Origin of the sequence: Marinobacter sp. M-5, assembly GCF_032911545.1 — a bacterium.
Classification (GTDB): Bacteria; Pseudomonadota; Gammaproteobacteria; order Pseudomonadales; family Oleiphilaceae; genus Marinobacter; species Marinobacter goseongensis.
In genome coordinates, this window is the sequence record NZ_JAWJEK010000001.1 from 1,064,748 (window position 1) to 1,084,992 (window position 20,245).

The window sequence follows — 20,245 nt, forward strand, 5'->3', positions numbered from 1 at the left end:
ATTGGCCTCGAGGTCGAGAGACTGGTGTTCGGATGGGATGGTCATAGTGGTGATGTTTGGTAAAACGAAGAGAGAACTTCAGGCCGCCCTCGACAAACTGGCGGCAGCAGAGGAGAAGCTCAGAGAGCTGGAAGCGGACTTCGCGGTCATCGAGGACCACCAGGCGGTGCTGGTGATGTCTCCCGATGGGCTGATTGAACGCACCAACCCCCTGTTTCGGGAAGCGGTGGGCTATCAGGAGCATGAATTGGTGGGCCAACACCACCGGGTTCTGTGCGATACACAATACACTGGCAGCGAGGCGTACATCACGTTCTGGCGTGAGCTGGTCACAGGCCATGCGCACCGGGGGCTTTTCACCCACGTTCATGCCGACGGGCACAGAATTCAGCTGGCATCCCGTTATCTGCCGGTGATGAGCGAAAAGGGTTTCCTCAAGCGCATCATCACCCTCGTGGAGCGTGATGTTCCGGCTGGATGTCAATAAGTGCAAAGTGGCCCGGATTCACCTTCAGGTTTGGTGTCACTTCGCCCACTCTCTCATCAAAGGTAGGCTGCGACGTTCTTCTCCATAACAAGAATTCAAAGGGTATTCAGTAATGCAGACAGTGGACTATGTAATTGTGGGCGGTGGCTCCAGCGGATGCGCGCTGGCCGGGCGTTTGAGCGAAGACGCCAACACCACCGTGGCGCTGATCGAAGCCGGTTCCCGTAAAGGTGCCAGCTGGTTGGTGCAAACCCCCGCCGCGGTGGTCGCCATGGTGCCTAAAAACATCAATAACTGGGCCTTTGAAACCGTACCTCAGCCTGGGCTGAACGGGCGCCGGGGCTATCAGCCCAGGGGTAAGGTGCTGGGTGGTTCCTCGGCCATCAACGCCATGGCCTACATTCGTGGTCACGCCAGTGACTACGATCACTGGGCTGAGCAGGGCAATGAGGGTTGGTCCTTCAAGGACGTGCTGCCATACTTTCGCAAATCCGAGGGTAATCAGACCCTCAATGATGAGTGGCACGGCACCGATGGCCCGCTCAAAGTCAGTGATCTGCAGAGCGACAACCCGTTCCAGCAGCACTATCTTGAGGCTGCCCGCCAGGTCGGCTACCCGCTGACCCCGGACTTCAACGGTCCCCAGCAGGAGGGGATCGGTCTCTATCAGGTTACCCAGCTCAACGGCGAGCGCTGGAGTACCTACCGCGGTTATTTGATGCCCCACCTCGAACGCCCGAACCTGTCCATTGAAACCGATGCTCTAGCGCAACGAATCGTGTTCGAGGGCAAGCGAGCTGTGGGTGTGGAGATTCTGCAGAATGGCCAGCTACGGCAGATTCGTGCTCGTAAGGAAGTGGTACTGAGTGCCGGTGCCTTCCAGTCGCCGCAGCTGCTGATGCTGTCCGGCGTCGGTGATGCCGATGAGTTGACCGCGGTCGGTGTGCCGGTGTTGCATCACCTTCCCGGCGTGGGCAAGAACCTGCACGACCACCCCGATTTCATCTTCGGCTACAAGTCCAGCGATGCCAATCTGTTGGGTCTGTCACTGAAAGGCGGGCTGCACGGCATCCGCCAGTTCCTGCGTTACCGCAAGGAGCGTCGCGGCCTGCTGGCCTCCAATTTCGCCGAGGGCGGCGGCTTTCTCAAGACCGGTCCCGAGCAGGCGGCACCGGATATCCAGCTACACTTTGTGGTTGCGCTGGTGGATGATCATGCCCGCACGCTGCACAGCGGGCACGGCTTCTCCTGCCATGTGTGCCTGCTCAGGCCGAAGAGCCGCGGTACAGTGTCTCTGAAAGATGCCTCCGCGCAGACGCCGCCGGTGATCGATCCGAAGTTCTTTGACCATCCGGACGATATTGAAGCCATGGTCAAGGGCTACAAGATGACTGACAAACTGATGAAAGCCCCGGCGCTGTCGCGGTTTATCACCAGTGACCCGTTTACCGGCAACGTCAGCACCGACGACGATATCCGCAACGTGCTCCGTTCCCGCACCGACACGGTCTATCACCCGGTGGGCAGCTGCAAAATGGGTATCGATGATATGGCGGTGGTTGATCCACAGCTTCGGGTTCATGGCCTGGAAGGCCTGCGGGTGGTGGATGCGTCCATCATGCCCAGCATCATCGGCGGCAACACCAATGCCCCGGCGGTAATGATCGCTGAAAAAGCGGCGGACATGATGCGGGCTAGCGATGAGCCGGGAACCACACGCTGACGCACAGCCCCGGCTGACCGTCTCGCCGCTCCATCAAGGCCAACCGCCCGCCGTGCATTTCCGCAATGTGGCGGGCGATGGCCAGGCCCAGACCTGCGCCAGATCCCATGCGCTGATCGAGGCGGGTGAAGCGGTTCAGGGCTTGCTCGCGGGCATCCTCGGGAATGCCCGGGCCCTGGTCACAGATCAGCACCCGATAACCGTCATCCGCTGTTTCCAGATGGGTCTCCACACACGTGCCCGGTGGGCTGTACTGGATAGCGTTGGCCAGCAACGATCGCATCAGTGAAGTCACCAGCGGCGCCTGGCAACGAATAATCGATTGCCCGGCCTGATCATCCAGAGATGGCTCGATCCGCTTCTGCAGTGCCAGTGGGGCCACGTCGGCAATGCTCTGGGCAATAATGTCTGACAGATTCTGGCGCTCGGGGCTGAAGCCGGCACCGGATTCTACCCGACTCAGCAGCAGCATCTGTTCCACCAGGTGCACCATGCGATCCACCGATGCGGTCAGATCGCTGAATTCGCCCGGATACTGTTCATCGATTCGCTCCAGATTCAGCCGCAACGCCGTCAGTGGTGTGCGCAGTTCGTGCGCTGCGTCGGCGGAAAACCGGCGTTCCCGTTCCAGGGCATCATCCAGCCGTTTCAGCAGTCCGTTGACCGCGCCCACCAGACCACTGACTTCTTTGGGGGCGTGGCGGGTGTCCAGTGGGTGAATGCGCTCGGGGTCCATGTGACGGATGGGTTTTTCCAGCTTGCGCAGCGGCCGGAATCCCATCTGAATGGTAAAGGCGACGGCAATAACCAGCAGGGGCAACGCGGCAAGCAATGGCAGGATGTTGCTCAGCGCCAGTTCCTGGCTGAGCTCCTGGCGAATGTCCTCGCGTTGGGCCGTGCGTATCCAGTAGCCGGTTTGGGGATCTTGCAGGGTGAAGGTGCGCCACTGGAATCCGGTTGCCTCTGACCAGGCGTAACCGGAATTCAGGAGCTGATCATCATTCGCTGCGAGCGTGTCGAGCACCGGTTCACCAGCCGCTGTCCAGACCTCGAACGCCAGTTTCTTCTCGTACTTGTGACCGGTGCCATCGGGAAGAATCTCGTCGTAGTCGTCCTCGTTCAGCGCACCCTGCGGCAGTTGCAGGGTTTGTTTGAGCGCACCTGCCAGCTCCTCGTACGATTGCGTTGCCGCGAGGTGCTGCACCAGCCCCTGTACTATGCGTGTGCTCTGGGCCAGTTCCGCATCGAACAGTTCCTCCAGTTCGTGGTTACTTTCAAGGTAGCTCCAGGTGGCGGCCGCCACAGCAATCAGCATGACAATGGAGGCCACCAGCAAAATCAGCGTGCGGGTCAGGGACATGCCGGCGCTCCACATCGGGTCGCCTGCTGGCTGTCGAGCAGGTAGCCCACGCCGCGGATGGTGCGAATCACCGTTTTGCCAACCCGTCGGCGCAGGTGGTGGATATGAACCTCCAGGGCATTGCTCTCGGCACCATGGTCCCAGCCATAAAGCTGCTCTTCCAGCCGCCGGCGGGTGGCCACCTGATCCGGGTTGCGCATCAGATAGTGCAGTATCTGGACCTCGCTGCGGGGCAGGCTGACGGTCTGTTCGCCGATAGTGAGCCGGCCGGAGTCCGGATTCAGATTGAGGTTGCCCAGGCTCAGGCCAATACTGGCAGCCTGGTTGCCGTTAGTGCCACGGCGGGTGACCGCGCGGATGCGGGCCTTGAGTTCCGCCATGGCAAAGGGTTTGGTGAGGTAATCGTCGGCACCGGCGTCCAGCCCCTGCAGTTTTTCTTCCAGTCCCGCGCGTGCGGTCAGGATAATAACCGGCGTGTTCGTTCCCCGACTGCGGGCACGAGCCAGCACCTCCAGACCGTCCAGCCTGGGCAACGTCAGGTCGAGGACGGCCAGATCAAAGTGCTCGCCCGTCAGTGCATTGAGCGCCTGCTGGCCGTCGTCGAGCCAGTCTACGGTGTGCTGATCATCTCGCAACATAGTGAGCATGGTGTTTGCCAGCATGTGATCGTCTTCCACAAGCAGAATGCGCATTCGGTCAGTTCCGTCACCAGAGTGGATATCACCTGATTCTGGCACAGAAACCTTAACACCGGCTTAAGAAATCGATCCTGCTCCGTTAAGCCAGCCTTAAGTCTTTCCCCTTAGTCTGGAGGCCAGTCGAGGGGGATTCTTATGACCGAATGTTTGACCATGCCCACCAGTATTGATCCTGCATCAGCGGAAGCCGAACCGGTGGTGCGTTGTGGCCATCGCCATTTGTGCGAGCTGCGCCCGCGCACCGCCAGTGAGCAGCGAGCCGCCGCGTTCATTCGCCGGCGCTTCGAGCAGGCATACGGGGCACGCCCGACCCTGCACATGCCGCCACTCATGGCGTTGGTGTCCGAACATGGCACCTTGCTGGCTGCAGTCGGCGTGCGCAACGCCGCCGTGGAGCGACTGTTCCTGGAAGATTACCTGGACCGGCCCATTGAGGCCTGCCTCCCGTGCGCAGGCGCTGAGCGGGCGTCCGTCGTGGAAATCGCCCACCTGGCCGGTGTCGAAACCGGCATCAGCCGGCCCCTGTTTGCTGCGCTGGCGGTTCGGCTGAATCAGAGGGGGCTGACGTGGGTCGTGTGTACCGGTACCGCCCAGCTGCGAAACAGCTTTCAGCACCTGGGCATTGACGTGGTGGATCTGGGGGGCGCTGACCCCGATCGCCTTGCGGGCGCCGGCCAGACCTGGGGGCGGTACTATGAATGCCAGCCGCGGGTGCTGGCAATCAATGTCCGCCAGGGCCTCGAAAGCCTTCGAGCGCGCGGCCTGCTTCGGCACGTGCAGAGTATTGATGCCAGCGCGACGATGGTCACAAGCGCCGCTTGGGCAACGGGAGGTGGTTATGGCCACACTGGCTGATCTGTTCCGGAGCGTGGTCGACGCGCGGCCGAACGCGACCGCTCTGGTGTCCGGCGATCTGACGTATTCCTACATGTCACTGTTTCAGGCCGTGAAGGCGCTGGCCGATCAACTGCAGGCCCGCGGTATCCAACGCCTGGGGTTATGCGGCGATAACACACCCGGCTGGGTGATCGCCGATCTGGCCTGCCTGAGTGCCAACGTGGTGTGTGTGCCTGTGCCGCCGTTCTTCTCGGCCGAGCAGAAAGCGCACCTGATCCGCGCGGCGGGCCTGCAGGCCTTGCTCTGGTCGAACGCAACGGTCGGGCAGGAGGCGTTGAGTGATGGCGTGTCGTTAAGCCGGCTGGATGCGTCGACCGAGGTGGTTGACCTGCCCACCGGCACCGCGAAAATCACCTTTACCTCAGGCAGTACCGGCCTGCCCAGAGGCGTGTGCCTCTCGCGGGCGCATCTGGCCGCGACCGCCTGCGCATTGAAAGACCGTCTTCGCGCCCACGCCGGCCGCTCTCACCTCTGCATCTTGCCCCTGGCGACTCTTCTGGAAAATGTCGCCGGTCTCTATCTGCCCTTGTTGCTGGGGTCGACGGTGCGTGTGGAGCCGCTGGCTGCGCTCGGTATGAGTGGCAGCAGCGGTGTCGATGCAAGCCGGCTGGCGGCTGCCGTGAACCATTGGCGACCGGAGTCACTGATACTGGTGCCGGAGCTCGCCAGGCTGCTGGTGCAGCAGGCAGAGCGCGGGGCACTGCAAACCGACCGCTTCCGGTTTCTTGCGGTCGGCGGTGGCAAAGTGGCCAGCGCGCTTCTGGCCAGGGCACACGCACTGGGACTTCCGCTGTTCGAAGGCTACGGACTGTCGGAGTGTGGCTCCGTAGTGGCACTGAACACGCCGGCCGACAATCGCCCGGGCACCGCCGGACGCTCTCTGGATCATGTTGAGGTTCGTGTCGATGAGCAGCGCCGCATCCTGATCCGCGGTAATACCTTCCTCGGGTATCTGGGTGCCGCCGTGCCCCAGAGCTCCTGGCTCGATACCGGGGATCTGGGGAGTCTGTCGGACGATGGCTTCCTGACGGTGGACGGCCGCTCCAAGAACCTGCTGATCACCAGTTTTGGTCGCAACATCAGCCCGGAATGGCTGGAGAGCGAACTGATTCAGACTCTGGGCGCACAGCAGGCGCTGGTATTCGGTGACGGTGAGGCCCGGCCGCGTGCGCTGATCTATGGGCTCCACACCGACTCCCCCGAAGCGCTGCAACGATTGGCCGCCGTCTGTCATCAGCTTAACGACCGGCTGCCGGATTACGCCCGGTTGTCACACATCTACCGGCTGGTGGCGCCGCTGTCTGCCGCCGGTGGCCATCTCACCGCCAATGGCCGGCTGATGCGGCACCGCATTCACACTGATCTGCCCCGTCTGATCGCCAACAGCGACCCGATGAGCTTGATACTCCCGATCACTCCGATCAACCCGATCACGCCAAGAGGAACGACCATGGCATTTTTTGACCGACTCCAAACCGAAACCGCCCAGGCCCGCACCCACGTCACCGGAGCACCGGTAGTGCAGGCTGTCCAGCAGGGGCGGATGACGCTACAAGGTTATACCTGGTTCCTGACCCAGGCTTTTCACCACGTCAAACACACCGTGCCACTGATGATGGCCTGCGGTGGCCGCTTGCCGGAGCGTCTTGAAGGCGTCCGTAAGGCGCTGGTGGAATACATTGAAGAAGAGTACGGCCACCACGAGTGGATTCTTGACGACCTGCAAGCCTGCGGCGAGGACCGCGAGGAGCGCCGCGCCAGCCAGCCGGATCTGTCGATCGAACTGATGGTGGCCTACCTGTACCACCAGATTGACCGCGGCAATCCTGCGGCCTTCTTCGGCATGGTGCAGGTGTTGGAAGGTACGTCCATTGAGCTGGCAACCCCGCTGGCGCAACAGATTCAGCAACAGTTGCAGCTGCCGGACAAGGCGTTTAGCTATCTGTACTCCCACGGCGAGCTCGATCAGGGGCATTTCGAGTTCTTTCGCGACCTGATGAACAGCATCACCGACCCCGACGACCAGCAGGCGATCATTGACTCTGCCCGGGTGGTGTATCGCCTGTACGGCGATATGCTGCACCGCATTCCGTTGCCGGCCAGCGAGGCAGCCCAGCAGAAGGAGACGGACCATGCAGCTGCGTGAACGTCGTTTTTTGTTGCTGGGCGGCACTGGCGGTATTGGTCAGGCGCTGATGACCATGCTGCTGGCAGAGGGGGCGAGAGTGCTGGTGGCGTCGCGGCAGTCTGAGGGTTTGCGGCTTCCTGCCGGCGCTGCCGCGGTTCAGCTGGATCTGGCAGCGGGGGATCTGGAGGAGCAGCTTCAGACCATCACGGATAACTGGCCGGAGATTTACGGCGTGATTCACTGTGCCGGCCAGAACCAGTTTTCCGCGTTGTCGCAGACGCCGGTCTCTGCCATCGACAGCCAGTTGGCGGTCAATCTGCGCAGCCCCATGCTGGTGGCCCGTCATTTTGCCCCACGATTCAGCGCGGTCGGTGAGGGCGCACTGGTGTTCGTCGGCTCCACCTTCGGCAGCATCGGTTTCCCGGGCTATACCGCCTACTGTGCCACCAAGTTCGGGCTGCGGGGGTTCACCGAAGCCCTGCGCAGGGAGCTGGCCGACACCCCGGTCAAAGTGCTCTACGCCGCCCCCCGCGCTACCGCAACGGCAATGAACCCGGAAGCGGTTAACCGCTTGAACCAGGCACTTGGCAATTCGGTGGACTCACCCGAGCGGGTCGCCCGCAACATCGTTCAGGCCATGACCCGGGATCAGCGCCGCTGTTTTATGGGCTGGCCAGAACGGCTGTTCGTGGTGATCAACAGTGTGCTGCCGCGGTTGGTGGACAGGGCGATGTTCAAACAACTGCCGGTCATCCGGCGATTTCTCCAATCAGGAGCCTCATCATGAAAATGCTTTGCGTGTTGTTCACGTTATTGTGGGCTGTACCGACCTTGGCAGACAGCGTCGAAGCGGACCTTGCCCGCGTTCAGCAACGCTGGGCCGAAATTCAGTATCAGCTGCCCGGAAAGGAGAAAGCCAAGGCGTTTGAGGCCCTGGCCAGAGACGCCGAGGGGTTCGTAGCGACTTACCCGGACCGTGCCGAGCCTCGCATCTGGCAGGCCATTGTGCTGAGCACATGGGCAGGCGAGAAGGGGGGCTTGGGTGCGCTCGGGTTGGTAAAGGATGCCCGCCGCCAGCTTGAAAAAGCGCTGGAGATTGACGATACGGCGCTGGAAGGTTCGGCGTATACCTCACTCGGCTCGCTTTACTATCAGGTACCGGGATGGCCACTGGGGTTCGGTGACGATGACAAGGCGCGTCGGTATTTGCAGAGAGCGCTGGCAATCAACCCCGACGGCATTGATCCGAACTTTTTCTTCGGGGATTACCTGCTCGAACAGGGGGAAAAGGCCCGCGCCAGACAGTACCTGGAACGTGCCCTCGCCGCGCCGGATCGCAGTGGGCGCGAGGTTGCAGATCAGGGCCGGCGACGGGAAATCCGTGAACGACTGGCACGCCTGGCCAATTCCTGAAACCGGCTCCGTTCCCCTGGGGCTCAGAAACCCGCGGGTGGCGTGAACCCGGCAAGCCCCGCCTGCTCCAACAGTTCCGCAAAGCGCAGGGTGGTCAGGTCTTTGCCGGGGGCACCGATCACCTGTACGTTGAACGGCAGCCCGTCTTTGCTCCGCCCCACCGGCACCGACGTGGCCGGCAAGCCCAGCAGGGTGGCGAAGGCAATCCAGCAGAACTGATCCATGTAAGCCCGCGGCTGGCCGGCAACGGCGATGCGGCGCTTGAACACCGGCTGGCTGTGATCGTGGCGTATGGCGGTGGTGGGCGTGACCGGCGTCAGCAGCACATCGAACTCCTCGAACAGGCTGGCGATCTCTGCGCGCATCTTCTCCCGCGTTTCGCTGACTGCGATCCACTGATGCACCGGCTGGTTCACACCGCGTCCGTATTCGCCGATAAAGGCGGTTAGCGGGCCCAGTAATTTCAGCCACTTTTCCAGCCGCGCGACCCAGAGCATCTGCCGCCGCTGGGCGGGTTTGAGAGAAGTGCTCAACAGGCTGCCCAGCAAATTGAAATAGGGCGGCAGAATGTGTTCGAGATCCAGCAACGGGTGTTGTGCGTTGGCCACCAGGGCGCCGCGCTGCTCCAGTTCCCGCCCCAGGGCGCGGTAGCCGTCGGTCAGTTCCTGTTCTATCGGGCACAGCGGATCTTCCAGCCACAGGCCCACGCGGGCCTGATCCAGGGAGGAAACGGTGGCAGGCGCCATGCTGATGGTCCAGGTACGGGCGTCCAGCGGCGTGGGGCCGGCAATGACGTCCAGCAGCAGTTGCAGGTCTTTCGCGTTGCGCGCCAGCGGTCCCCCTTCGGCCAGATCCGGCCGTGACTGGGTGCCGGGCGGTCCGGGGATGTGGCCGCGGAACGACACCAGGGCGCGAGACGGCTTGTGCCCGAACACACCGCAGAAATGGGCCGGGGTGCGGATCGAGCCGGCCAGGTCACTGCCCACCTCCAATGGCGTCATGCCGGCGGCCAGCGCGGCGGCGGCGCCACCGGATGATCCGCCGGGGGTGTGGTCGGTGTTGAACGGGTTGTTGGAGACGCCGAACAGCTTGTTGTAACTCTGCAGATCGGTGGCGTAAATCGGCACATTGGTCTTACCGACGACAATCGCCCCCGCGTCTTCCAGACGCTGCACCACATCGGCGTGGTGACGGGGTGTGTAATCCCTCAGGGCCCGGGCGCCGGCGGTGCAGGTCATGCCGGCCACTTCCCAGGTGTCTTTCAGAGTGAGCGGCAGCCCATGGAGCGGTCCCAGGTTGGCGCCGCCAGCCCGTTTCTCATCCGCTGCGCGGGCTTTTTTCAGTGCCTGTTCCTCGTCCACCGTAACCACGGCATTGATGCTGCCGTTGTGACGGCGAATCTGGTCCAGAAAGTGTTGGGTGACGGCTTCGCTGGTGAGCGTGCCGTCACTGAGCTCCCGAACCAGCTCATGAGCGGGCCGGTAGTGCAGTGCCGGTTGTGATGAAGGCATGAGTCTTGACTCTTTGGGTTGTTATGGCAGGTCTTCGCGCCAGTGTTTGACTTGCACCTGGGTTTTCACGGCATCCAGGATTTCCAGGATCAGGTTGATCACGGCCTGATTCTCCGGGGTCTCCTCCGCGCTGTCGTCCGGCGTCGGGATGAAGACGTTGACGATGTCCTCGATGAACGCATGGTTGGAGGCCGACGCCAGGTCTTCCAGAATCTGATGGATGACATTGGCAACGATATCGCCCACCGCTTCTTCCAGGGTCTCCTGTATCTGCGGGCCGACCACCGGCAGGTATTTCAGCCGCGACAGCTCCAGATTCTGCTTGAGGGCGTGATCTACCCGGTCCTCCAGGTAGCTGCGCAGGGCGCCCCGGTTGGGGACATAGCCTTCCTGCGCGGCCTGGGCCACGCGCCCGGAAATCCAGTCGGTCAGCATGCTCCTGCGCGGGTAGACAATGTCGTTCTGGATCCGCTCGAACAGCGGCGAGCCCCGTTTGACTTCCTGCTGTACTCCCGACAGCACCTTGAGCACGATGCGGTCCGACAACTCCTCCATGAACGCCTCAAAGTAGAAGTTCACGAACTTGTAGACGCGCATGCTGGTGACATCAATGATCTTGTACTGATGCAGCCGGTAAATGATGGAGATAACGCGAAGAATCCGCAGGAAGCGGAAGCTGCCCACCGGGATACAGCCCACCAGGTCGTACCAGTGGATAAACGGGTAAAAATACCAGCGGTCGTACACGCTGGCTTTTACCGCATAGCCCCAGCGCACGAAGAACTCGGTAAGAAAGATGCCCACGAAGATCAGGTCATAGAACAGGAAATTCTCGTGGATCGGGTCGTAGAACGCCTGAAAACCGGGTACATGGTCGGCCAAAAAGCCTTCGATGGCGCTGAAGGCATAGATGGAATCGAAAATGATCAGGGACAGGTTGAGAATAAGCAGGCCCAGCATCAGGAAGTCGATGGTGAGCCAGATCGTCTGATGGCTTTTCTTGAGATTTGCGCGGTTGATCTTCAGCATTCAGGTGCCTGAATTTCTGTGAATTTTCTCACAGGTTAGCTCATTTGAGCTCGGCCGACGACTTCCCGAGTAGGCGCCGGGCAATGATCAGCAACTGAATCTGCTGGGTGCCCTCGAAAATATCCAGAATTTTGGAATCCCGCGCCCACTTCTCGATCAGCTCGGTTTCGCCGTAGCCCAGGCTGCCGCACAGCTCCACGCAGCGCAGGGTAATGGTGTTACCCACCCGCCCGGCCTTGGCCTTGGCCATGGAGGCCTCTTTCGAGTTGGGCAGGCCGTTGTCAGCCATCCACGCGGCTTTCAGGGTCAGCAGCCTGGCGGCCTCGAGCTCCGCCTCCAGCAGTTGCAGCTCCCGGCTGACCGCCGGCTGGGTCCAGGTCTGGGTGTGATAGTCCAGATCAATTCCGGACTCCGCGATGATCTGGCGGGTGCGTTCCAGCGCTGCGCGGGCCACCCCGATGGCCATGCCAGCGACCACCGGGCGGGTGTTGTCGAACGTTTGCATGGCCCCCGCGAAGCCCTTGTTGACGCTGATCTCCGGATCCCCCAGCAGATTCTCCTTGGGCACCCGGCAGTTCTCGAAGCGGATGGCGGCGGTGTCGGAGGCGCGGATGCCGAGTTTTTTCTCGAGTCGCTCCAGGGTCATGCCCGGTGTGCCTTTCTCCACCACGAAGGACTTGATGGCGGCCTTACCCTTGTTGCGGTCCAGACTGGCCCACACCACCACGGCGTTGGCACGCTCGCCGGCTGTGACGTAGATTTTCTCGCCGTTGATCACGTAATGGTCGCCGTCTTCTCTTGCGGTGGTGTGAATGGCCGCGGAGTCGGAACCGGCCCCTGGCTCGGTAATGGCCATCGCGGCCCAGGTGTCTCCCAGGCGCGCCAGCTGTTCTTCGTTGGCCACTGCCGCGATGGCGGAATTGCCGAGCCCCTGACGGGGGATGGACAGGGCGAGACCGACATCGCCCCAGCACAGTTCGGTCAGCCCCAGCACGGTTTTCATGTTGGTGCCGTTACGATTGCCCGGGGCGCCATTGCCGCCGGAGCGGGCGAGCTTGCCGGCGCCGGCACCGCCGTCGGGTGCACCGTCGTTCATGCCGTCCATGATGGAGGCAAACATATCCAGTTCTTTGGGATAGGCGTGTTCCGCGCGGTCGTATTTGCGGGAGATGGGGCGGAAGACTTCCTGCGCCACCTGGCGTGCCTGATTCACAATGGGGGAAAATTTTTTCGGTATTTCCAGATACATGGGGTGCTCCAGATTTGCTCAGGCTCAGGCGTGGACGCCGCCGGTGTGAGTGGCCACAGACCGCAGATCGCGGTACCAGCGTTCAACCGGATGTTCTTTTACAAAGCCATGGCCACCCAGCAGCTGAACTCCGTTGGTACCAATTTCCATGGCCTTCTCATTGCACAGTAGCCTGGCGAGGCAGGCTTCCCGGTGAAAGGTCTGGTTCGTCTCTGCCCGGCTGGCCGCGCGCCAGGTCAGCATGCGCATGCTCTCGGTTTCGATGGCCAGATTGCTGATCATGAACGCCACGGATTGTCGATGGCTGATGGGCTCTCCAAAGGCTTCCCGCTCATTGCAGTAGGGGATGACGTAATCCACTACCGCCTGGGCGGTGCCGATTGCCAGCCCGCAGCGCAGCAGGGCTCCCATGTCCAGAAAGGCCTGGTAATCGAAGTCGTCGTCACCCAGCAGGGCATCGGTGAGCACGTTGACATCTTTCAGGGTAATGGTGGCCGGTTGCGCGGCCCGCAGGCCCATGGCGGGATCCGCCTCGCAGATCAGTCCCGGGGTGCCGCTTTCGATGATAAACAGTCGTGGGCGGCCATTCAGGCTGGCGGAGACCAGCATCAGATCGCTCTGGGCGCCCAGGATCACGCCGTTTTTCTGGCCATTGAGTCGATAGCCATTGGGCGTGGTGTCGGCGCGAGTGCTCAGCGTCAGGGGATCAAACAGCGCCCTTGGCTCGTCCATGGCAATGGTGGCTACCGGGGGTTCGGGTTCGCAGAACGCGGGCAGGTACCGGGACTGCTGTTCACCGGTGCCCCAGCGGGTGATGGCCTGGGCCACGCTGAACGGCGCCAGCAACGCCACGGCCAGGCCCATATCGCCCCACGCCAGTTGTTCGGCGATCAGCACGCTGGTCACCGGTGATTGTGTTTCGGCCACGCCCCCGAACTCCGCGGGCACGGCGTACAGGGCCAGGCCAAGCTCGGTGGTGGTGTCAAACACATCCGCCGGCATGGCGCCGGCTTCGTCAGCCCCTGCGGCGGCCGGGCGCAGGGTGTCCCGCGCCAGTCGCTGGAGGCTGTCCACGATCATCTGTTGGTCTTCATCCAGCGTAAGGTCAAACAGTATCGGTGCGGGTTTTCCGGGTAATCTTTTGCGGGGCAGCCAGTTCGACACCCGCTTGAACTCCCGCCCGGCCAGCGCCAGAGTGCGAAATCCGATGCGGGTACCGTGGTAGGCTGTTTTTTCAGTGGCTGTGCGCAGCCCGAAACGGTCCAGTAAGGGGTTGGCGGCAAGGCGATTCATCATGGCCAGTGCCATACCGATGGGATCCCTGGTCATTGTGGGTCTCCTTTGAAGGCGGCGGGAACCCGGCGCGCCTGTTACTATCAGACTGGTTGTTGTTGAAATTGATCAGGGTTGATCATGGGCGCGTTGCGTCTGTCAGCCATTGGCATAAGGAGCGTGGGTAGTGGTCGGTCTGGTCAATCCGGTAAACTCCCGCGCAGCCTTGAATTCTCCCTATAACAAAGACGATTCATATTCGGATGCTACTCCTCTCCAGACACCGCCTCCCTCCCGGCATTCATGTGTTGATCACCCTGCTTTTGATGGTGCCATGCCAGCTGTGGGCCAATCAGGTGAGCGTGGAAGTGGAGGGTGATTACCCGCAGCTCCAGGAAAACGCCGAGGTGTTTCTGGGGGTGGTCGAAGACCGCAGCGCGGATAACCTGAGGCGCTACGCACGCACGGCAGAGAAACAGGTAAAGCAGGCACTCAAAGCTTTGGGCTATTACAGCCCGGTCGTTGATTGGACGGTGTCCGAAGGTGACAGCGACGAGCCTGCGTTACTGACGCTCAAGGTGATTCCGGGTGAGCCGGTGCGCGTCCGTTCAAGGGTCGTACGGATTGAAGGGCCAGCATCGGCGGACGACAGCTTCCTGAGCGCCATTCCAGACACCCCCACGGAAGGCGATGTGCTGGATCACGGCCAGTACAGCAGCCTGCGTCAGTCCATTCAGAACCGAGCCCGCCGGCTGGGCTACTTTGACGGTGAGTTTGTCAGTCGTACACTCGAGGTCAATCCCGAGCAGCGCAGCGCCGATATCATCATTAACTTTCGTAGCGGGGAGCGATACCGCTTCGGAAAAGTGACCTTCGAGGAGGGGCACGGGTTCGAAAACAGCCTGCTTGAACAGTTTGTCACCATCGAGCCCGGGCAACTGTTCCATGCAGATGAGGTCGCAAAGCTGAACCGGGACCTGTCTGACAGCGGCTATTTTTCCGGCGTGGATATTGATGCGTCCCCAACCAATGCAGACAACGGTGTGATTCCCGTTGACGTTGGTTTGACCACGCGCCCACCGAGGTCGGTCGCGACCGGCGTCGGTTTCTCGACCGATGTGGGGCCTCGCTTCAGTGCTAACTGGCGGGAGCACTGGATCAATCGGATGGGGCACCGTCGTGGGGCGGACATGGAGGTGTCCGAACCACGCCAGAACCTCAGTACCTACTATGAGTTGCCACTCGACCCACCCATGACGGACTCTATTCGCTTCGGTGCGGGATATCAGCGAGAAGACATCGAGGATGTGGAGTCCGAATTATTGACACTGGGACAGCAGTGGAAGCATCAGCTCGACTCCGGATGGCTTCAAGTGGCCTCCCTGGGTTGGGAAGGTGAGCGCTTCCGCATCGGTGAGGATGATCGTAAAACCAGCAGTCTCTTGCTGCCAGGGCTGGGGTATTCCAAACTCCACGCTAATTCGCCCCTCGATCCGTCCCGGGGGTATCGGGTGCAGGCGGACGTCAGGGGCTCTCATCGAGCAGCGCTCTCCGATGTGGACATCCTGCACGTGAATTTTCTTGCGCGCGGGCTGTATACCCTCGCGGACCGACATCGGTTTCTGACGCGTTTCCAGTTCGGTGGCGTTGCGACCAACCAGTTTGACGATGTGCCGCCCTCCCTGCGATTTTTCGCCGGCGGCGACCAGAGCGTGCGTGGCTACGGGTACGAAACTCTGTCGCCGAAGGACGAAAATGGTGCGGCGATTGGTGGACGCTATCTGTTGGTGGGCAGCGTCGAGTACCAGTATGAATTTGTCACGAATTGGCGCATGGCGGCATTTTATGATGAAGGCAACGCCATGAACGACTTGCTGGACCCCCGTGCCAGCGGCGCGGGTATCGGGATCCGCTGGGTGAGTCCGGTCGGCCCAATCCGCTTCGACATTGCCCATGGGCTGGATGACGAGTTTGGTGGCGACTGGCGAATTCACTTTTCCATGGGGCCAGAGCTGTGACGGACGACAACCGCGACAAGGCAACGGCCGCTCCCGCTGAGCCGACCGCGCACGCCGGCACGCCACGCCGGAGCTGGCGGTTCTGGCTGTTGGTGATTCTGCTGCTGGCGCTGCTGTTGCCGCTGGCACTGGTGGCTGCGCTATTGTTGGTGCTGCGTTCGGAAACCGGCACCGCCTGGGCCATTGACCAGGTGCCTGGCCTGACCGTTGAGGGCGACCGCGGTTCATTGTTCGGCTACTGGCAGGCCGAGTCGGTGATCTGGCAGGGATACGGCACCGGGGTGCGATTGCAAGCAGTGGTGGTGGACTGGTCGCCCGGATGTCTGCTGAGTAAGGAGCTGTGCCTCGACACGCTGCATGCGCAAACCATCGATCTGACACTGCAGCCCTCTGGCGAGCCGGAGGAGCCGGGCGGGGATATCAGCCTGCCCGTCGTCAATCTGCCTGTGGGCGTGCGCATTGGTGATGTCCAGCTGGGCCGCTTCACGCTGGATGGCAGCAAGGTGTGGGACAGTTTGGAACTCAAAGCCGGAGGATCCGGGGCGGACTGGACTCTGGAGCACGCCCGTTACCGCCTCGACGAGATTGCGGTGGGTGCGTCCGGGCGTCTGGAAACCCGGGGCGGCTGGCCACTTGACCTCGATGTGGACGTGTCTCTGCCGCCACCCCGGGGCGACGCCTGGCAGATTGCGTTGAATCTCACCGGCAGTGCCGAGGACCTCAGGCTTTCGGCTCGCAGCCGTGGGTACCTGGAGGCGTCGTTGCGGGGCCGGGCTGCGCCGCTGGACAAGCGTTTGCCCCTGCAGCTTGAACTGGAATCCCCGTCGTTCCTGGCGCTGGACGCCTTGCCACCGACACTCACTCTGAAAGACTGGCGGTTGGCGCTGGACGGCAGCCTGGAAAAGGGCTTCGCAACCCGTTCAAACGCGGTACTCCCGGGCACCGCCGGTCCGGTCACGGTGTCACTGCAGGGGCTTGTGACCACCGCTGGCGCATCGGATGTCAGCCTGCAACTGACCGGCCCGCAGGACGGCCCACAACCGGGCACGCTGGCGCTGACCGGCGATGTGAGCTGGCAGGAGGCTCTGAACGCTGAGCTGTCGGTCGCCCTGGCAGCTTTCCCCTGGCACACGCTGCTGCCCGACATGGCGCAGCCTCCGGTCACTCTGCGCCAACTGCAGGGCGATCTCGAATACCGGGACGGTCGTTACAATGCGCAGCTTGAGGCCGCAGTGACCGGGCCCTATGGCGATGCAGAACTGGATACCGCGCTGGCCGGCGACCTGGAATCGGTTTCCCTGACCGAGCTGCTGGTCAGTACCGGGGCCGGCGAGCTTCGCGGCAAGGCGGAGATCGGTTTCGCCGATCAGTTGAGTTGGGACGCCGGTATCACGCTCGACGAGTTCAATCCCGGCTACTGGGTGCCGGCACTGGAGGCCCGACTTGACGGGAAAGTCAGCAGCCAGGGGCGTCTGAGCGCGGAGGGTCAGCCGGACATGACCGCCGACTGGGATATCGTCGGGCAATGGCAGAACGAGCCAGCGAAAACCCGGGGGCAGCTGGAGTTGGCCGCCGGCACCTGGATTGTCTCGGAGCTGGTCGGCGAGCTGGGGGACAACCGCGTCAACGGCAGCGGGCGCTGGGGCGAAACGCTGGCGGGGGATCTGCAGATCAACCTGCCGGATCCGGGTATTCTGGTGCCGGGCCTGGCGGGGGAGCTGGCCGCCACGTTGACGGTGACCGGCGGCACCCCTGATGATCCCGAGGGAACCCTGAGCCTGCGCGGCTCGGATCTGGTCTGGCAGGATGCGGCGGCGGTGTCACAGGTGGCGGTGGATGCCAGTCTCCCGGGTGGACGCCGGATTGCGGCGTCGGCGCGAGCGCAGGAGATTCGCTCTGGTGAGCAGAGCCTCGCTGGGCTGGAGCTGGAATTGAACGGAACTCGACAGAGCCACCGGTTAACGTTGTCCGCATTGCATGACGAAGCAGAGCTGACCATGGCGCTGGCCGGCGTTGCCGGGGACGCGTGGAAGAGCTGGCAGGGCGCGATCGAGCAGGGGAGGATTGACTTGCCCGGCGCGTCCCAGACCTGGTCGCTGGATCAGCCGGCGGAGATGGCGTACCGGGAAAATGGAACCCTGACCCTGGGTAGCCAGTGCTGGCGTTGGCAGGACAGTTCCATCTGTGCCGAGGATCAGACTCTGCTTCCGGAGCCGGCGCTGGCCTACCGCATTGATAACTTCCCGACATCGGCGTTGGCGCCGTTGCTGCCGGACACCCTGCGCTGGGATGCCGCCCTGAACGCAACCCTTGATCTCACCATGACTGATCAGGGGCCGGACGGCACTTTCTCCGTGGATGCCGGTGCCGGTGATTTCGAGGTTCGGGTACTGGAGGAGTGGGAGACGCTCCGGCACGACACGTTCACCGTAAACGTCGCCATGAAACCTGAAGTGGCGGATGTCACCGTGAATCTCGCGGGCCCCGAACTCGGCCAGTTTGATCTGGACCTTTCCGTGGATCCGACGACCGAAGCGCGGCCGGTGACCGGCCGCTTTTCCCTCGCCGGTCTCGACATTGCCCTTGCCGGAGTGATTGCCGGGCTGGAAGAATTCGAGGGGGAACTCAATGGTGAAGGCCGGTTATCCGGGCCCCTGCTGAGGCCGGCGGTTAACGGCGAAGTGGCGCTTACTGGCGGGCGCTTCGTTGACCCGTCCATTCCGCTCCCTCTGAACGATGTGGTGATTGCCCTGCAGCTGAACGGCTACTCGGCCGACCTCAGCGGACGCTGGAACAGCAGTGACCGGGCGAAGGGGAGGCTCACCGGCGCCTTTGACTGGGAGAACCAGCCCTCGGCTGAAGTCACCGTTACCGGCGACCGCCTGCCGATCACTTACGATCCTTACGCACAGGTAGAGGTGGCGCCCGACATCACCATCGCCTTCCGGGAAGGCGCGCTGTCAGTGACGGGGCGGGTGGATGTCCCCCGCGGCGAAATTGAGGTGCAGGCATTGCCGCCGCAGGCGGTGTCGGTGTCCGAAGACGAAGTGATCGTGGGCGTCGAACCGGAGGAACGGGCGATTGAGGCTCTGAACATGGACATCACCGTTGTGGTTGGTGATGACAAGGTGACGTTCGATGCCTTCGGTGTGACCGGTGACCTGAAAGGCACGCTGCGAATTGGCAATGACATGGACACCCGCGGCTCGCTGAAACTGGTCGATGGCCGATACGAAGCCTATGGCCAAGAGTTGGACCTGCGCCGGGCGCGGGTTGTTTTCGTCGGATCCCTGACTGAACCCTACCTCGACATCGAAGCCGTTCGTCGGGTGGATTCGGTCGTGGCGGGTATCCGCCTGAGTGGGCCAGTTAGCGAGCCGGAAACCGAGGTGTTTTCCGAGCCATCCATGCCCCAGAGCGACGCGTTGTCTTATGTGATTCTGGGGAGAGCGCCGCAGAGCCAGGGCGAAGAGGGGCAGATGAGTCAGGCGGCTATTTCGTTGGGGCTGACTCAGGCCAACAAGCTCACCCAGGGTATCGGGGACGAATTGGGCATCCGAAACCTGATGCTCGAAACAGAGGGGGCTGGCGACGAGGCTTCAGTAGTGGCCAGCGGCTATATCACCGATAAATTGAGCCTGCGCTACGGCGTGGGGATATTTGAACCCATCACCACTGTCGCCTTGCGCTATGATCTGGGCCGCTACTTCTATCTGGAAGCGGCCAGTGGCCTGGCCGCATCGCTGGACATTTTCTACACCCGGGACTTCTAATCGAGCTTGAAGGTGGCGTTGACGCTGGCGCGAAGTTCCCGGTCGCTGATGCTGGATACTGCATCGCCAGCGGACATTGCTTCCGCCCGCATCATCGGAATCGGGTGATGTCCGCCGTTGATGTTGAGGGTGACCACCTCCCCACAGGACATGTCCAGCTCTTCGGCCACGAAGTCGCAGCGAGATCGGGCATCGGCAATGGCCCTTGCCAGCGCCTGCTTCTGCAGGCCGTTCTCATCCGAGTGATAGAAGTTGCCGGCACCCAGGTGGTAATCCATGCCCAGCTTCTGGGCTTCGGCCAGCAACGGGTTCAGCAGCGCCAGATCGTCAATGGTGAAACTGACGGCCTGCGATGCCACCGCCCGTTTCTCCGGCTCCTGGTCCCGCTCCTGCATCGGGATCATCCGGGTGTACATATTCAGGTCGGCATCGTTGTACTCGTCGAGCTGGTCGCGATAGGCGTCGATGGCACTGCGCCACTGGGCCATCATCCGGTTGACCTCGTCAGACGCGTTGGCCGGCAGGTTGTCCTCCGCGGAGGCGGTAAACCGCACTCGGGCACTGTCAGGGGTGTATTTGACAGCGCCTTCTCCGGTCAGGGTCACTTCGCCGGCCTGGGCGGCGAGGGGGAGTAAAACCACCGCAAGGCCGGGCACCAGGTGTTTCTTCAGGGCATCAAGCATCGTC

15 protein-coding genes are annotated in these 20,245 nt (G+C 62.2%); 8 read left to right on the forward strand and 7 right to left on the reverse strand.

What is annotated here, in order from left to right; all coding sequences use genetic code 11:
- Nucleotides 1–52 precede the first annotated feature (52 nt).
- Nucleotides 53–487, forward strand: a complete 435-nt coding sequence (locus tag R0125_RS04875; RefSeq protein ID WP_317237361.1) for a PAS domain-containing protein — start codon at nucleotides 53–55, stop codon at nucleotides 485–487.
- Nucleotides 488–599: 112 nt separating this feature from the next.
- Nucleotides 600–2,210, forward strand: coding sequence for a choline dehydrogenase (locus tag R0125_RS04880; protein ID WP_317237362.1), 1,611 nt, complete (start codon nucleotides 600–602; stop codon nucleotides 2,208–2,210).
- On the opposite strand, the gene R0125_RS04885 is transcribed toward R0125_RS04880, so the two are convergent.
- Both R0125_RS04885 and R0125_RS04890 read right to left on the reverse strand, forming a co-directional pair.
- Nucleotides 2,182–3,570 carry an ATP-binding protein gene (locus tag R0125_RS04885; RefSeq protein ID WP_317237363.1) on the reverse strand — a complete coding sequence of 463 codons (1,389 nt, stop codon included), beginning with the start codon at nucleotides 3,568–3,570 and terminating at the stop codon, nucleotides 2,182–2,184. The genes R0125_RS04880 and R0125_RS04885 overlap by 29 nt on opposite strands.
- Nucleotides 3,561–4,262 carry a response regulator transcription factor gene (locus R0125_RS04890; protein ID WP_317237364.1) on the reverse strand — a complete coding sequence of 234 codons (702 nt, stop codon included), beginning with the start codon at nucleotides 4,260–4,262 and terminating at the stop codon, nucleotides 3,561–3,563. The genes R0125_RS04885 and R0125_RS04890 overlap by 10 nt, the downstream gene beginning before the upstream one ends.
- A 141-nt stretch (nucleotides 4,263–4,403) precedes the next feature.
- Between R0125_RS04890 and R0125_RS04895 the strand changes: the two genes are divergently transcribed.
- Genes R0125_RS04895 through R0125_RS04910 form a run of 4 tightly spaced genes read left to right on the forward strand, consistent with a single transcriptional unit; the run spans nucleotide 4,404 to nucleotide 8,706 of the window.
- Entirely contained in the window at nucleotides 4,404–5,123 is a 720-nt protein-coding gene (locus R0125_RS04895) for a thermostable hemolysin (RefSeq protein WP_248183897.1), read from the forward strand.
- Complete coding sequence (locus R0125_RS04900) at nucleotides 5,107–7,311, forward strand: AMP-binding protein (RefSeq protein ID WP_317237365.1); 2,205 nt, start codon at nucleotides 5,107–5,109, stop codon at nucleotides 7,309–7,311. The genes R0125_RS04895 and R0125_RS04900 overlap by 17 nt, the downstream gene beginning before the upstream one ends.
- Nucleotides 7,298–8,080, forward strand: coding sequence for an SDR family oxidoreductase (locus tag R0125_RS04905; protein WP_317237366.1), 783 nt, complete (start codon nucleotides 7,298–7,300; stop codon nucleotides 8,078–8,080). The genes R0125_RS04900 and R0125_RS04905 overlap by 14 nt, the downstream gene beginning before the upstream one ends.
- Nucleotides 8,077–8,706, forward strand: coding sequence for a tetratricopeptide repeat protein (locus R0125_RS04910; RefSeq protein WP_317237367.1), 630 nt, complete (start codon nucleotides 8,077–8,079; stop codon nucleotides 8,704–8,706). The genes R0125_RS04905 and R0125_RS04910 overlap by 4 nt, the downstream gene beginning before the upstream one ends.
- 23 nt (nucleotides 8,707–8,729) lie before the next feature.
- On the opposite strand, the gene R0125_RS04915 is transcribed toward R0125_RS04910, so the two are convergent.
- The 4 genes from R0125_RS04915 to R0125_RS04930 are packed head-to-tail and all read right to left on the reverse strand — an operon-like array spanning nucleotide 8,730 to nucleotide 13,824.
- On the reverse strand, nucleotides 8,730–10,217 hold the full coding sequence (locus tag R0125_RS04915; RefSeq protein WP_248183904.1) for an amidase: 1,488 nt from the start codon (nucleotides 10,215–10,217) through the stop codon (nucleotides 8,730–8,732).
- A 21-nt stretch (nucleotides 10,218–10,238) separates the two neighbouring features.
- Nucleotides 10,239–11,246 (reverse strand): hypothetical protein, encoded by a 1,008-nt coding sequence (locus tag R0125_RS04920; protein WP_317237368.1) that lies wholly within the window; start codon nucleotides 11,244–11,246, stop codon nucleotides 10,239–10,241.
- A gap of 40 nt (nucleotides 11,247–11,286) precedes the next feature.
- Entirely contained in the window at nucleotides 11,287–12,495 is a 1,209-nt protein-coding gene (locus R0125_RS04925) for an acyl-CoA dehydrogenase family protein (protein ID WP_317237369.1), read from the reverse strand.
- Nucleotides 12,496–12,519: 24 nt separating this feature from the next.
- Nucleotides 12,520–13,824, reverse strand: a complete 1,305-nt coding sequence (locus R0125_RS04930; protein WP_317237371.1) for an acyl-CoA dehydrogenase family protein — start codon at nucleotides 13,822–13,824, stop codon at nucleotides 12,520–12,522.
- Nucleotides 13,825–14,072: 248 nt separating this feature from the next.
- On the opposite strand from R0125_RS04930, the gene R0125_RS04935 reads away from it, so the two are divergent.
- Entirely contained in the window at nucleotides 14,073–15,785 is a 1,713-nt protein-coding gene (locus R0125_RS04935) for an autotransporter assembly complex protein TamA (RefSeq protein ID WP_410797556.1), read from the forward strand.
- The gene (locus R0125_RS04940; RefSeq protein WP_317237372.1) at nucleotides 15,782–19,558 is read left to right on the forward strand and encodes a translocation/assembly module TamB domain-containing protein; all 3,777 of its coding nucleotides are present in this window, start codon (nucleotides 15,782–15,784) and stop codon (nucleotides 19,556–19,558) included. The genes R0125_RS04935 and R0125_RS04940 overlap by 4 nt, the downstream gene beginning before the upstream one ends.
- Here R0125_RS04940 and R0125_RS04945 read toward each other — a convergent pair.
- Complete coding sequence (locus R0125_RS04945) at nucleotides 19,555–20,241, reverse strand: SIMPL domain-containing protein (RefSeq protein ID WP_317237373.1); 687 nt, start codon at nucleotides 20,239–20,241, stop codon at nucleotides 19,555–19,557. The genes R0125_RS04940 and R0125_RS04945 overlap by 4 nt on opposite strands.
- Between the last annotated feature and the right edge of the window lie 4 nt (nucleotides 20,242–20,245).